This is a genomic window from Tissierella pigra, from assembly GCF_009695605.1.
GTDB lineage: Bacteria > Bacillota > Clostridia > Tissierellales > Tissierellaceae > Tissierella > Tissierella pigra.
This window is the reverse complement of record NZ_VUNQ01000039.1, coordinates 20,633-34,719: the sequence shown is the minus strand read 5'-3', so window position 1 is coordinate 34,719 and position 14,087 is coordinate 20,633. Positions and strand designations below refer to the sequence as shown.

Below are 14,087 nucleotides of genomic sequence, written 5' to 3'. Positions count from 1 at the left end.
TATTTCTTAAAATTTCTTTTGGTAATGTTGACATAAAAAATTCTCCTTTCTGGTTTAAATCATATTTTGATTCTTGCCAGAAAAGAGAATTTTATTTCGCAAAAGCACAGATTATTTTACACTACCATATAAAATAGCTGGAGCATTCTTTTTTAATAAATCTTCTAGTTGATTATGGTTTTTCTCTAGTTCTTTATCCCAGCTGAACATACCTTCTATCTCCATTTCAAGTTTGAAAGGTACTTCTTTAAAATTACTATTTTCGAAGAATTTTAAATTAAGTATTACTATAGCAGTCATTTCTTCATTAGACATTTTAATCACCTTTACATTGTTATCGATTTCTAGAGATATTTCTCCTGGAAAATCAAAGTTTTTATTAGCTTGAAATATATTTTTAGTAACTCTCGGCTTATTTATTAATTGAAAACTACTGGGTTTCAAATCTATCACTCCTTTAAGCTGCATCTATTATTGTTTCGCCAATACTTACTGATTCAGCCACGTATAAACTGTTACAATCTGCTAAATTGTAACTGCTACTAAACTTACCATAGTTAAAATCCTCAGAAACTTGTATTTGCATTTTATGTGATGTATTTTTTTCATCTACTTTTATCAACATATTTGTACTAAATTCAACTTCTTTTCCATATTCATCAAGTATATAATGTTTTCCATCAGTACTGTCTCTTATCTCAATACCCATCTCGTTGCTAATCTTAAGAATTTCTTCTATACATAACATATTAAAACCTCCTAAGAGTATAAATCTTTCTTAACTATAACTTCATTTCTACTTGCACACATTTGAACTTCGTTATATTTATACCCATATATATTGTTTTCATACTTCATTACATTTTTTGTCCTATTATTAGGAAATGTATGCTTTATTAAATCAATGTTCTTGTCTTTTTTATAGATATTGAGCCCGAAGCACATTCCTTCATATTTATTTTTAAATACAACACTTTTTCCTTCTTTAGATAACAATTGGAGAATTTCATTATAGTATTTATCATATTTATGCATTTCTTCAGGATTATCAAGATCCAAATATTTATCTTCTTCAACTTCAATCATACACTTTAAAACAACGGGATTTGGACTACAATAGTAAGTTCCCTTTGCCCAACTTTGAGCATCTATTTTGTATGTAAAGAGATATATTCCATGACCAAGCCATTCATTTTTTCTTTTTTTATTTATTAAAAAACCATCTTTATTTATTTTATTCCAATTATCCAGAGAAGTTGCATGAAATCCTGTAAATTCGAGTTTTTTCAATTAATCACAACCAATCTATTTTTAAACTTACATACTAAAGTTATATATACAACATCATTATATCATTGTTACTTTAAGAATTCATCTTTATTTTTAAATAATTATTTTTCATATGAAAAATAATTATTAATGAAAAAAGTGGGTATATAATAATCAAGATCAAGTAAAATGATTTAATTATATAGGACAAAATGCCTATACGTTTGAACCTAATATTATGATAGAATGTAGAAAATAAATATAATTTATTGGTGCTTTCCACCGATAAAGGCAAATCTAGTGAAAGCTAGAGACGCAAAGCTAAAGGGCCTTCCTTAAAAATAAGATGGCAGCCAGTTACCGAAAGGAGAGTTTTTTATGTTTAAAAACCATAGAATTACACTCTTAGCAGTTATTATTTTATCACTATTTTCAACAGTAACTTACGGAGCTAGTGATTATATTGATAAATCTCAAATAACTAATGGAGTAATAAAAATCAACAACAATAATAACAACGTTGGAGCAGTAAGAGTCAGTAAAGGCAATATAAGCTATGATTATATATTAAAGGGGGACGAGACTATACCCCTACAACTTGGAGATGGTGAATACACCATATTGGCGTTAGAAAGTGTAGGCAATAATAAGTTCAAGCAGATTGCAAAGGAAACTGTTACACTAAAAGCCAAAGACCCAAACAAAGTATATTTACAATCTATTCAAATGGTTAATTGGAATACTGATATGAATGCAATTAAAAAAGCAAAGGAATTAACTAAGAATGTTAAGAACGATCAAGAAAAGGTAGAAATTATCTATAACTATATTGTAACTAACATAAGCTATGATAAGGATAAGGCAAAGAGAGTAAATTCAAATTATATACCAAAGATAGATGAAACATTAAAAGTACAAACAGGTATATGTTATGATTATTCTTCTCTATTTGCAGCAATGACTAGGTCAATAGGAATACCTACAAAATTGGTTATGGGATATAAAAATGATATGGATGAATATCATGCTTGGAATCAAGTATACCTAGAAGATACTCAGGAATGGGTGAATATAGATACAACTTATGATGCTGGTAAAAGAAAATCAAACCCATCTATTCCTATGATAAAAGATATACAAGATTATAAAATAGAAAAAGAATATTAAAATAACAAGGGATACCCCTTGTTATTTTAATTATTATATGATTATTTATCTTTTAACATTTTAATAGCCTTTGTAATTTTTATAGGATTGCCGTACATTAAAGTACCTAATCTGTATATTTTAGCACCAAATATTCCAGTAATAATAGTTGATACAGCTAATATCAATAGAGAAAGTACTATTTGAAAAGTTGATACATTTCCCATAGATACTCTTACAAACATTGCCATAAAGGATGTAAATGGAATAAATGAAGCTACTTTTAATGCAAACATATCTGGGTGTGTAAGACCCATCATGGAGATAAAGAAAGCAATAATAAATACTATGGTAAGTGGTGTAGAGCTTGTGCCTACATCTTCAGTTCTAGATACTAATGCACCAATGACACCATAAATAAATAGATAGAAAAGGTATCCTAATATTCCAAAGATAGAAAATGTAGCCAATACATTTCCAGGAATATTAAAGATAAAATCTAAATTATTATTCCAGGATTGAGCATTTAATCTATAAGTTATACTAGCCACCAGAATCAAAGTACCAAATTGTATTATTCCAGCCAAAGCACCAGCTATTACTTTCCCAAATATAAGGTTTTTGGTATTGGTACTAGTTACTAAAATCTCCATAGTACGATTACTTTTTTCACTAGCTACAGAAGTAGCTGTTAATTGACCATAAAATAGTACAATAAAATATAATCCAAAGATTAAGATATAGGTATATAAATAATTCTTCATACCATCCTTACCTAAGACAGTAGTTTCATATTCCATAGGTACATTATAAACTTCCAGTACTTCATTATAATCTATACCCTTTTCTGAAAGGGATTTACTTCTATATAGATTCAATAAAGCACTTTCAAATGTAAACCTATTTCCATCATCCATACTAGTATTTTTTACTAGATATTCATAATTTGTAGGATTGTTAACTATAAATCCTGCAGTTATATTATCTGATATAACTAAATTACTTAACTCATCTTGGTTTTTTACATTGATTAGTTCATTATCTGGCAATTGAGATTGTAAATCATCTAATTCAATTGCATCTTCTTTAATTAAAATTCCGTATCTAATCTTAGACTCAGTATAAGATGGTTCTTCTTTCTTTTTATCACCGAAAATTGGTTTACCAAAAGCATCCATTATAGTTGGTATAGTAAGTCCTATTATTACCAATAAACAGAGGATAATAGTAGAAACCTTAAATACCTTATTTTTCAGGAAATTAAATAATTCAAATTTTAGCACTGTCAAAAAACTTTTCATTATTTATCACCTACCTTTTGTACAAATATATCTGTTAGAGTTGGCTCATATACTGAAAACTTTTCAATATCAATATCAAGTCCTATTAAATCATTTAACAGCTCATTTTTTGTTTTACCATTAATTAATTCGATAATTAAATAATCATTTTTAGATTCAAGTATTTTTATATCTTTGACTTTATTAAATAAAATATTTTGCAATTCATTAATATTAAGATTAATAGCACTTAATATTATTCTATTAGCACCATACTCTTTCTTTATAGATTTTAGATTTCCCGTCAAAACTATATCTCCTTTATTTATAAGAGAAATTTCTTCACAAAATTCCTCTACATAGGTCATTTGATGGCTAGAGAAGATAACCAATTTTTGCTTATCTATTAACTCATTAATTACATCCTTAAGTATCTGGGAGTTAACAGGATCTAGACCACTAAAGGGTTCATCTAATACAATTATATCTGGATCACATAGTAAGGTTTCTGCTATTTGTACCTTTTGTTGATTACCCTTAGAAAGAGTTTCTAGTTTTTTATCTTTGTATTCCAATACACCTAGTTTTTCTAGCCAATATAATGTATTTTCTTTAGCTTTCTTTCTAGATAGTCCTCTTAACTCTCCAAAATAAATAAGTTGGTCTAATATCTTTTGCTTAGGATATAGTCCTCTTTCTTCTGGAAGATATCCTATTGAATGTTCTCTAGGGTTAAAAGGTTTTCCATCTAAAAGAATTTCCCCTTCATTTGCATCAAATAATCCCATAAGTATTCTAATGGTTGTAGTTTTACCAGCGCCATTTCGACCGAGAAATCCCAATGCTTTACCACTTGTTATTGAAAAAGATACGCCATGTAACACTTCAGTTCCTGAAAAACTTTTGCGTATGTTTTTTATCTCAAGTATCATAAAATCAGCCCCTTTATGAAATATATATTTTAAATTATAGGGTATAGGAATTAGTAAGACAAGGGAAAATCCTGTAAAAAGGAATGAAGTAAGTAATATAATTACTTTAGTCATTATTTTAACATATCTTATTTTCTAGTTTTTTACAAATCTTCATATTACAATCTAAAAGCTATATAATTAAATCTGTTGGACAATAATGGGATAATTTGGTAAAGTAAATATATAGATATTATGTAAGCAAATAATAGAGAACGGTGGTATATTATGGATTATAAAAATATCATTGACTTAATGATCAACAATCTAGAAGAAGGCATAATAGTTGTAGATTCAGATTTAAAAATTAGATATTTTAATGAATCATCCAAAAATATTACAGGATTTAATTCCAAAGAAGCCATAGGGAAAAGTATTCTCCAAGTGTTTCCAAATATTAAAAGGGAGGATAGTACCTTTTATAAAGCAATTAATACTAAAAGACCTATAATAGAACATGTTCAGAACTATATAAACTATGTAGGGAAAAGTGTTTCCATAGTGACATCAACAATACCTATAATTAGTAATGGTAGAATTCAGGGAGCTATGGAGATTTTTAAGGATCTTAGTAAGGTAGTTGAGCTATCAGAAAAAATACTTATGTTACAAAGTACATTATACAGTAAAGATATGAGAGGCAGTAGGTTTCTACAAAATGGTACACAATATAATATATCTGATATAATCGGACAAAGTAATACCATAAACCAACTTAAATCGAAGATACAAAAAATTGCTAATAGCAATTCACCAGTATTTGTATTTGGGGAAACAGGTACAGGGAAAGAGCTTGTAGTACAAGGAATACATAATTTAAGTCATAGAAGAAGTAAACCTTTTATTGCACAAAATTGTGGAGCATTGCCAGAAAATTTACTTGAAAGTATAATTTTTGGTACAGTACAAGGAAGTTTTACGGGTGCGAAGGACAATCCAGGATTATTTGAATTAGCAGATGGTGGTACATTATTCTTAGATGAATTAAATTCTATGCAGTTAGGACTGCAATCCAAGTTATTGAGAGTAATTGAAGATGGAATTATAAGAAGAATAGGAAGTACAAAAACTATCTTAGTTGATGTAAGGTTAATTGTAGCTTCAAATGAAGAGCCTAAAAGACTTCTAAAAGAAAATAAAATTAGAGAAGATTTATATTATAGACTAAATGTATTAAATTTAAATATACCACCTCTTAGGGATAGAAAAGAAGATATTCCAATTTTAGTTGATCATTTTATTAGGATTTGTAATGATAAAATGAATAAAACAATTAAGTCAATAGATAGTCAGGTAATGGAATATTTCTTAAACTATGACTGGCCAGGTAATGTTAGAGAACTACAAAATACCATTGAGAGTGCTATGAATTTTGCTGAAGATGATTATATTAAGATGGAAGATTTTCAATCATATAATGATAGATATATAAAAAACGTTGAAATAGAAGATTTTGAAAATAATATGCAAAGAGAAATTGATCTTAAAATGATGGTAGAAGAGTACGAAAAAAATATCATTAAATTAGCAATTGATGAAGCAAATAACAACTATGCCCAAGCTGCAAGAAATCTTAAAATACCAAAACAAACACTTTATAGTAAATTAAAGAGATATAAAATAGATGAAAAGGAATAAAGTCTATTATAATTCTAAATTTAGTCTGAAGTTTCATACTAGTTTTAAAAGAATTAAACAAAAGTATTAAATTTAATACTTTTCTTTAATTCTTTTTTATTGAGATGGATAAATACATTGGTATCATTAGACTTTGTCAAAATAAAAGCTTGGCATAGGGATTGCTTAAGAAAGATAAGTAGAGACCAGCATAATTACCAAACTACCAATTTATCGGGTATTATTTCAAGAACCAACATTTAGGGATGGAGTTATACCCGATATAATTATTAAAGGTGCAATAGAAAAAGATAAGATTTTGGATGAGATAGATAGATTTTATCCTAAAAAGTAAATTTAAAATGGGGGAGTATTATGTTAAGATTACTAAAGGAATATAGGATGTTTTTATTGTTATTACTTTTTTTAGTGTTGTTAAGTTCATTATTTGTTATGATTTCTCCAATATTTATCAATTATTGCATTCAGGTAGAACAGAAAATTACTATACACTTGATTTTTATAATTGTAGGAGTGCTATTGTTTTCTCACTTAATTCAAATATTGATTATCTATATTAGAGAGAAATTTGCTGTTAAATTTAATATATCCAAGGCAAAAGAGTTATACAATAAGATGTTTCGATTACAATATGATAAGATGATATCTTTTGAACCCACTTATACTATTGAACGAATTGGCATAGCAATTAATAGTATATATGCATTTTTAGCTCAAGGAATTACTGCTATGGTGAGTAGCTTTATTATTTGTCTAATCTCTTTATGTATGATATTTTACATTAATCCTATATTGATGATTATTTTATTTGCTATGCTACCTATAAATTATTTTGGGTTTAAGTATTTAAATAAGGAGTTACAAAAAAAGGCAATACATATGCAAGACCAAACATCTACTGGATTTAAAGAAATTGTTAGTGTCTGTAGACATAGTGATTATATAAAGCAATTAGGAGATACTGAACATGTAATTGAGCTACTAAATCCTTCATTTAACCGAATTTACAAGAGTATATCTGATGTGAACATCTTTGGACAAGTAATGAGTTCTACTTTGAGAATGCTAAATAGTTTAGTTAAGAATATAACTATTTTGACAGTAAGTATATATATTTTAAATGGAGAGACACAGGTCACAAATATTATTTTAATAAGTATTCTACTTCCTATTTATTTTGAAGCTATTAATCAAATAATTAATACCAATATTCAAATTAGAGATTTGAAGGGAAGTAATGAATTTATAGAAACTTTGGATAATAACGAAGAGGAAGATGGAAGCTTAATAATAGATAGCATTAATGAGATACGATTTGACATTGAACAACTAAAGATTAATGAAAAGGTTTTGTCTAAAGATATTAAGGGTACTTTCTGTAAAGGTGATATCGTAGGAATTACAGGGGATTCTGGAAAAGGGAAATCTACTTTATTGAAGTTGATTCCCAAGTTTCGTCTTACTGATACTATTTATATAAACGGATATGATATAAGGGATTTAAATAATAATTGTTTACGAAACAATATATCTTTTGTTACTCAAGATATTCCTATTTTACCACTAACGATTAAAGAAAATATTCTCTTTGGTCGTAATGAAAAGGATGTAGATATGGAGAAACTACAAAATTCTACATTGCTAAAGACTATTACTAAATTCAAATCTTTAGATGAAAAGGTTCACGAAAATGGAACCAATTTATCTGGAGGGGAGAAGCAAAAAATTGCTATACTACGTGAATTATTAAATGATACAGATGTAATTTTGCTAGATGAGATTACCAGCAATATAGATAAAGATTCAGCAAGAGATATATACGAATCAATACAGCAATTATCAAAAGATAAAATAATATTTTTAATTTCCCATGATCAAGATAATTTAAAATACTGTAATAAGCGAATTGATTTATAATAATTTTTTCTTGAGATTGAGGAAGAGGTTATCAGCCTTGCAGAAATTTTTTATCCAGATGCAAAAGTAGAACTGGACGGACAAGTACAGTTCCACTTCCAATAATAATGGAAAAAGAAATGTGGAATAAGATAGAAGAGAATCTTAATAGTGTAGATTATAAATATCAAAGAGAGATAATTTTTGGAGGGGTCAAAGGTATTCCAACAAATTGTGGTTATAAAATAGGATACAATATAATGCAAGAATTTATAAAGAACAACCCGGATGTTAGTATAGAAGAATGGACTGAAATGGATGCTAAAGAGATTTTAGAAAAGAGTGGGTATGAGGAAAGTTTGGAAAAGAGGTTGGAAGAATATAATAATTGATGATTTAGAGTTTTGACAAGTTTTATTGGATTGTAATATATTATTAATTAGAATAAAGGAAAGTGGATAACAAAGAAATAGGAAAAGATTTAATTTTTAAGATTTCACATTCTTTTTACAAAGGGCTGCATTAAAGTTACTACTATAGATAATAAAATCTAGTAAATTAAAGAGATATAAAATAGATGAAAAGGAATAAAGTCTACTATAATTGTAAATTTAGTCTGAAATTTCATACTAGTTTTAAAAGAATTAAAGAAAAGTATTAAATTTAATACTTTTCTTTAATTCTTTTTTTATTGAGATTGATAAATACATTGGTATCACTAAGTTTCATTAAAGTAAAAACTTGGCATAGAGATTGCTTAATAATATGGTCAAGGAGGTGAATAGAAAAATATAATAGGTAACTATATTTTCATAATTTTAATTTATAAGAGAGGTAGATTTATTTATGCTTAAATTCATTATTAAAAGAGTATGGTATTCATTAATTACTTTGTTTTTAATTATTACAGCAACATTTTTTTTAATAGCTGGTGCTCCAGGAGATCCTATTGCAGCTAAGGTTGGGCAAATGCCTGAAAAAGCACAAGAAGTAATTCGAGTTAAATATGGATTAGACAAGCCAGTAACCGAAAGATACTTTATATACATGAAAAATCTTTTAACTACTGGTGATTTTGGAGAATCGATTATTTATACAGGTCAATCTGCAAATGATGTCATAAAGAAAAATGCTCCCATATCTGCAAAAGTAGGGATTATAGCATTAGCTCTACAAATAACAATTGGCGTTTTACTGGGGCTAATTTCAGCACTCAATAGAGAAAAGATAGGTGATCATATTATAAGGGTCTGGGTTGTTATTGCAATATGTGTTCCCAGCTTTGTAGTAGCAGCACTTTTACAATACTTTATAGCCTTTAAGTGGAAATTAGTACCTGTTTTTGGCTGGGGACAATTAAAACATTATATTTTACCAGTTACAACCTACGCCATAGGAGGAATTGCAAGTTATACAAAGTTTATGAGAAGTAGTACTATTTCTGTAATGACGGAGGATTATGTACTTACTGCAAAAGCAAAAGGATGTAAAAAACCTAGGGTTGTTAGAAAACATATTACAAGAAACTCCATGATTCCAATAGTTACTATGATAGGGCCAGCAGTTGCAGGTATATTTGGAGGTTCCTTTATAATTGAAAAGATGTTTTCCATACCTGGACTTGGAAATTACTATGTAAAGGCTGTGTCAGATAGTGATTATACTATGATAATAGGACTGACTATATTTTTTGCAATATTATATACCTTGGCATTAATATTAGTGGATATTTTATATGGTATTGTTGACCCAAGAATTAGAGTTACAGAATCTTAGATAAAAACAATAGTGAGGTAATGATAATATGAATAGTTTAGAAAGCAATGTAGAAGTACTTAAGAATGAAATGACTGTTACAGATGATATGTTTGAAAGAGTTGGAATAAAGGGTTTAGATGATGAGGCAATAAATAAACCTTCGTTAACTTATTGGGCAGATGTTTGGAGAAGATTTAAATCAAATAAGTTAGCAATTGTTGGACTGGTTCTCTTAATATTTGTAGTACTTACTATATATATCGGACCATCACTTTCAGGAAAAGACTATCAGTATATGGACTCTTCTGCAACAGGTACTGCCTATGCTGTTAGAGGAATTGATTTTTATTTAAATAAGGGAGAAAACCTTGCAATAGTAGGAGAATCGGGATGTGGAAAAACAGTAACAGCCAAAGCAATTATGGGATTACTACCTAAGCCTCAATCAGTAATTGGGGAAGGTGGATCAGAGATTAATTTTAAAGGTAAAAATCTTCTGCATCTTGATGAGGCAGAAATGTCTAAAATAAGGGGAAAAGAAATTTCAATGATATTTCAAGATCCAATGACATCTTTAAACCCTACTATGAAAATTGGAGATCAAATTGCTGAAAGTGTTTTCTTGCACAGTAATATGTCTCATAGAGAATCAAGAAATATAGCCTTAAAAATGCTTGAATTAGTTAGAATACCTAATGCAAAAGTGAGACTAAATCAATATCCTTTTGAATTTTCAGGAGGAATGAGACAGCGTGCTATGATTGCAATTGCCCTTGCCTGTAATCCAAATGTGCTAATTGCTGATGAGCCTACCACTGCATTAGATGTAACTATTCAGGCTCAAATCATGGATTTAATAGCTGATTTACAAAAAGAATTGAATACAGGTGTTATTTTAGTTACCCATGACTTAGGAGTTGTAGCAAGTGTTGCAGATAGAATACAAGTAATGTATGCTGGTAAAATTGTTGAAAGAGGAACAGTAGATGAAATTTTCTACAATCCAAAACATCCTTATACTCTTGCACTTTTAAACTCTGTACCGAAGTTAAATTCAAATCATAAGGAAACTTTATATTCTTTAACAGGTACTCCTCCAGATTTAATAAATCCTCCAGTTGGTTGCCCATTCGCGGCAAGATGTGAGCATGGCATGAAAATCTGTAGAGTAAAACATCCAGAGACAACAAGCTTTAGTAAAACACAGGAATGTTCCTGTTGGTTACATGATAAAAGAGCTGAATTAAGTGGAGTGCCAGAGGTATTAGTAAAAAGGGGTGAGGTATGTGGCTACTAAAGAAGTATTAATTGAGGTTAAGAATTTAAAAAAGCATTTTAAGATTAGTAAAAATAGTGTATTAAAAGCTGTTGATAATGTAAGCTTCAATATTTATAAAGGTGAAACATTAGGGTTAGTAGGAGAATCAGGTTGTGGTAAGACAACCTGTGGAAAAACTGTAATGGGTCTATATGAAGCTACAGAAGGAGAAGTTATCTACGATGGAGTTAATATACACAAGTTTAATAATAGAGAAAAAAAGGAGTTTGCTAAAAAAGCTCAAATTATATTTCAAGATCCATATTCTTCTTTAAATCCAAGGATGACAGTGGGGGATATAATTGGAGAAGGAATAGACATACATTCTCTATATAAGGGAAAGGAACGAGAAGAAAAGATTTTTGAATTACTTGAAACTGTAGGGTTAAATAGGGAACATGTTTCAAGATTTCCCCACGAGTTTTCAGGAGGTCAGAGACAAAGAATTGGAATAGCAAGAGCATTGGCCATTGAACCAGATTTTATTGTTTGTGACGAGCCAATTTCTGCCCTTGATGTTTCTATTCAAGCACAAGTTGTAAACCTTTTAATTGAATTACAAAGGAAAAGAGGTCTTACATACCTATTTATAGCACATGACCTATCAATGATTAAACATATTTCTGATAGAGTTGGTGTAATGTATCTTGGTAGTATGGTAGAGTTTACAACTAGTGAAAATCTTTATAAAAAACCATTACACCCATATACACAAGCTTTATTATCTGCAATTCCAATACCTGATCCTAAGGAGGAGAAGGTGAAAAAAAGGATACCAATAGATGGCGAGATACCAAGCCCTATTAATTCTCCTCCGGGATGTAAGTTTGCTTCAAGATGCAAGCATGCTATGGAAATATGTACAAAGGAAGTACCTGAATTCATTGAGGTAGAGAAGGAACATTTTGTATCTTGTCATATGATAAGAAAATAAGAAGTCTTTAATAGCCAATGCTTTTAAAGTATAAAAATATTATTAATAGGAGGCAAAAATGAAAAAAATTAGAAATGTAGCAATTTTAATTATTGTTTTAGTAATGTGTTTAGGTACATTAGCAGGATGCGGTAAAACTGAAGATTCACCAGTAGTTACAGGTGATACTAACGACATAAATAAAAATGAATTGCAAATGGATAAAGAACAAGTATATAAATATAGTGACAATAGTGATATAACAGGACTTAATCCAATGGCAAATACCACAGGTCCAGATAATAATGTTCAAAATTTTATTTATGAAACATTAGTTGCAGATGTGGCTGATGAAGAAGGTAATGGTATAATAAAGCCTGCTGCTGCAAAGGACTGGACAATTAGTGAAGATGGAACTATTTATACTTTTAATATTAGGGAAGATGCTGTATGGAATGATGGAGTTCCTGTAACAGCAAATGACTTCTTATTTACTTTTAGAACAATGGCTACACCAGAAGTTGGATCTACTAATGCTTGGCTATTTGACGGGGTAATTTTAAATTTTGGGGAGTCACTTTATAACGATGGAACTAATCCAGATTATAATAAAAAACCAGAAGACATAGGAGTTAAGGTAGTAGATGAGAAAACAATAGAATTTACATTAGTTAAGCCTTATGGATATTTTCTAGATTTACTAGCTGGAGCAAAACCAGTTAGACAAGATAAGTATGAGGAATTTGGGGATAACTATGGTTCATCTATAGATAAAATTGTAATGAACGGACCTTTCTTAATGGAAAGCTGGGATCAAAATGTTCAAATAACATTCGTGAAAAACGAAAGTCATTGGGATGCTAAAAACATGAAACTTGAAAAAATCGAGAGAAAACTTATACAAGACCCTGCAACTGCTGTACAGGCGTTAATCAGTGGAGAGATTGATGTTGTTACAACAAATGATCCTAATTGGAAGGAATTAATTATTGAAGATGGTAGATTTGAATCAATGGTAATACCTAACAATGCACCAGAATTCTTAGGATTTAATGCTAAAAATAAATATTTCAAAAATCCAAAAATAAGATTAGCTTTCTCATTAGCATATGATAGAGAAAAATATATTGAAGATCTAAGAGAAGGTGAAGGAGAACCATTATATTCTGTAATGCCAGGAGTTACAAATGTAGGAGATAAGCTATATAGTGAAAGGGTTAATGGACAAAACGAAGTTTTAAAGGAACTTATGAAAAAGTATCCAGATCCAAAGGCGCTTTTAATAGAAGGACTTAAGGAAGAAGGATTAGATCCAGATCCAGCAAAGATGGATATTAGCTATGCAACAAGAGGTACAACAGAGTATTCTAAGAAATCAGCAGAGTGGTTATTACAACAATGGCAGGAAAAACTAGGCGTTGAAATAAAAATAGATATGATAGAGTGGAATGTTATGTGGGATAGAGTTGACGCAGGAGATTATGATATATGTACTGCAGGATGGGGACCTTATTATAATGACCCTAATGCTATATTAGAATTATATGAACCAGTTAATGGATATTTCAACAGTACTAAATCAGGTTGGACTGGACCAGATGCTGAGAGATATGCTGAAATATTAGAAGAGGCTTCTAATTCTCCAGATAACCAAAAGAGAGCAGAACTATTTGTAGAAGCAGAAAAACTTCTTGTAGGTACAGGTGTAATTGCTCCTACTTATTGTAAAACATCTACTGTTTTCTTAGCTAAATATGTAAAAGGATATTATACTAATCCACATTCAAGTATAGATTATAGCTTAATGCATATATCAGGAAAATAACACTACCCCTTGATATAAGAAAGCAAGACTTAGTAGGTAAAAAAACTAGGTCTTGCTTTCACATCATTGTTAG

General features: G+C 29.4%; 13 protein-coding genes and 1 riboswitch. Of the genes, 8 read left to right on the top strand and 5 right to left on the bottom strand.

What is annotated here, in order from left to right; translation table 11 throughout:
* Positions 1–111: 111 nt before the first annotated feature.
* The 3 genes from FYJ83_RS14725 to FYJ83_RS14715 are packed head-to-tail and all read right to left on the bottom strand — an operon-like array spanning position 112 to position 1,290.
* Positions 112–444, bottom strand: coding sequence for a hypothetical protein (locus tag FYJ83_RS14725; protein ID WP_195838018.1), 333 nt, complete (start codon positions 442–444; stop codon positions 112–114).
* A 13-nt stretch (positions 445–457) separates the two neighbouring features.
* Positions 458–748 (bottom strand): hypothetical protein, encoded by a 291-nt coding sequence (locus FYJ83_RS14720; protein WP_154441735.1) that lies wholly within the window; start codon positions 746–748, stop codon positions 458–460.
* An 11-nt stretch (positions 749–759) separates the two neighbouring features.
* Positions 760–1,290 (bottom strand): hypothetical protein, encoded by a 531-nt coding sequence (locus FYJ83_RS14715; protein ID WP_154441733.1) that lies wholly within the window; start codon positions 1,288–1,290, stop codon positions 760–762.
* 259 nt (positions 1,291–1,549) lie between these two features.
* Positions 1,550–1,634: riboswitch (cyclic di-GMP riboswitch) on the top strand.
* 13 nt (positions 1,635–1,647) lie between these two features.
* Here FYJ83_RS14715 and FYJ83_RS14710 point away from each other — a divergent pair.
* Positions 1,648–2,436, top strand: coding sequence for a transglutaminase-like domain-containing protein (locus FYJ83_RS14710; protein WP_154441731.1), 789 nt, complete (start codon positions 1,648–1,650; stop codon positions 2,434–2,436).
* 41 nt (positions 2,437–2,477) lie between these two features.
* Here FYJ83_RS14710 and FYJ83_RS14705 read toward each other — a convergent pair whose 3' ends face one another.
* On the bottom strand, positions 2,478–3,716 hold the full coding sequence (locus FYJ83_RS14705) for an ABC transporter permease (RefSeq protein ID WP_154441729.1): 1,239 nt from the start codon (positions 3,714–3,716) through the stop codon (positions 2,478–2,480).
* Complete coding sequence (locus FYJ83_RS14700) at positions 3,716–4,627, bottom strand: ABC transporter ATP-binding protein (protein WP_154441727.1); 912 nt, start codon at positions 4,625–4,627, stop codon at positions 3,716–3,718. The genes FYJ83_RS14705 and FYJ83_RS14700 overlap by 1 nt, the downstream gene beginning before the upstream one ends.
* Positions 4,628–4,894: 267 nt before the next feature.
* On the opposite strand from FYJ83_RS14700, the gene FYJ83_RS14695 reads away from it, so the two are divergent.
* The 7 genes from FYJ83_RS14695 (at position 4,895) to FYJ83_RS14665 (ending at position 14,014) form a co-directional block, all read left to right on the top strand.
* Entirely contained in the window at positions 4,895–6,304 is a 1,410-nt protein-coding gene (locus tag FYJ83_RS14695; RefSeq protein WP_154441725.1) for a sigma-54 interaction domain-containing protein, read from the top strand.
* Positions 6,305–6,658: 354 nt separating this feature from the next.
* Positions 6,659–8,221 carry an ATP-binding cassette domain-containing protein gene (locus FYJ83_RS14690; protein ID WP_154441723.1) on the top strand — a complete coding sequence of 521 codons (1,563 nt, stop codon included), beginning with the start codon at positions 6,659–6,661 and terminating at the stop codon, positions 8,219–8,221.
* Between the two features lie 107 nt (positions 8,222–8,328).
* Positions 8,329–8,592, top strand: a complete 264-nt coding sequence (locus FYJ83_RS14685) for a DUF2268 domain-containing putative Zn-dependent protease (protein WP_154441721.1) — start codon at positions 8,329–8,331, stop codon at positions 8,590–8,592.
* Between the two features lie 454 nt (positions 8,593–9,046).
* The gene (locus tag FYJ83_RS14680) at positions 9,047–9,976 is read left to right on the top strand and encodes an ABC transporter permease (RefSeq protein WP_154441719.1); all 930 of its coding nucleotides are present in this window, start codon (positions 9,047–9,049) and stop codon (positions 9,974–9,976) included.
* Positions 9,977–10,004: 28 nt separating this feature from the next.
* On the top strand, positions 10,005–11,255 hold the full coding sequence (locus tag FYJ83_RS14675; protein WP_195838017.1) for an oligopeptide/dipeptide ABC transporter ATP-binding protein: 1,251 nt from the start codon (positions 10,005–10,007) through the stop codon (positions 11,253–11,255).
* Positions 11,245–12,210, top strand: a complete 966-nt coding sequence (locus tag FYJ83_RS14670; RefSeq protein ID WP_216585768.1) for an ABC transporter ATP-binding protein — start codon at positions 11,245–11,247, stop codon at positions 12,208–12,210. The genes FYJ83_RS14675 and FYJ83_RS14670 overlap by 11 nt, the downstream gene beginning before the upstream one ends.
* 58 nt (positions 12,211–12,268) lie before the next feature.
* Positions 12,269–14,014, top strand: a complete 1,746-nt coding sequence (locus FYJ83_RS14665) for a peptide ABC transporter substrate-binding protein (RefSeq protein WP_154441717.1) — start codon at positions 12,269–12,271, stop codon at positions 14,012–14,014.
* The last annotated feature ends 73 nt before the right edge of the window (positions 14,015–14,087 follow it).

Excerpts from the sequence above, each read along its gene's own strand:
- FYJ83_RS14720 (WP_154441735.1), bottom strand. The coding sequence starts at position 748 with ATGTTATGTATAGAAGAAATTCTTAAGATTAGCAACGAGATGGGTATT.
- FYJ83_RS14710 (WP_154441731.1), top strand. The coding sequence starts at position 1,648 with ATGTTTAAAAACCATAGAATTACACTCTTAGCAGTTATTATTTTATCA.
- FYJ83_RS14705 (WP_154441729.1), bottom strand. The coding sequence starts at position 3,716 with ATGAAAAGTTTTTTGACAGTGCTAAAATTTGAATTATTTAATTTCCTG.
- FYJ83_RS14700 (WP_154441727.1), bottom strand. The coding sequence starts at position 4,627 with ATGATACTTGAGATAAAAAACATACGCAAAAGTTTTTCAGGAACTGAA.
- FYJ83_RS14695 (WP_154441725.1), top strand. The coding sequence starts at position 4,895 with ATGGATTATAAAAATATCATTGACTTAATGATCAACAATCTAGAAGAA.
- FYJ83_RS14690 (WP_154441723.1), top strand. The coding sequence starts at position 6,659 with ATGTTAAGATTACTAAAGGAATATAGGATGTTTTTATTGTTATTACTT.
- FYJ83_RS14685 (WP_154441721.1), top strand. The coding sequence starts at position 8,329 with ATGGAAAAAGAAATGTGGAATAAGATAGAAGAGAATCTTAATAGTGTA.
- FYJ83_RS14680 (WP_154441719.1), top strand. The coding sequence starts at position 9,047 with ATGCTTAAATTCATTATTAAAAGAGTATGGTATTCATTAATTACTTTG.
- FYJ83_RS14675 (WP_195838017.1), top strand. The coding sequence starts at position 10,005 with ATGAATAGTTTAGAAAGCAATGTAGAAGTACTTAAGAATGAAATGACT.
- FYJ83_RS14665 (WP_154441717.1), top strand. The coding sequence starts at position 12,269 with ATGAAAAAAATTAGAAATGTAGCAATTTTAATTATTGTTTTAGTAATG.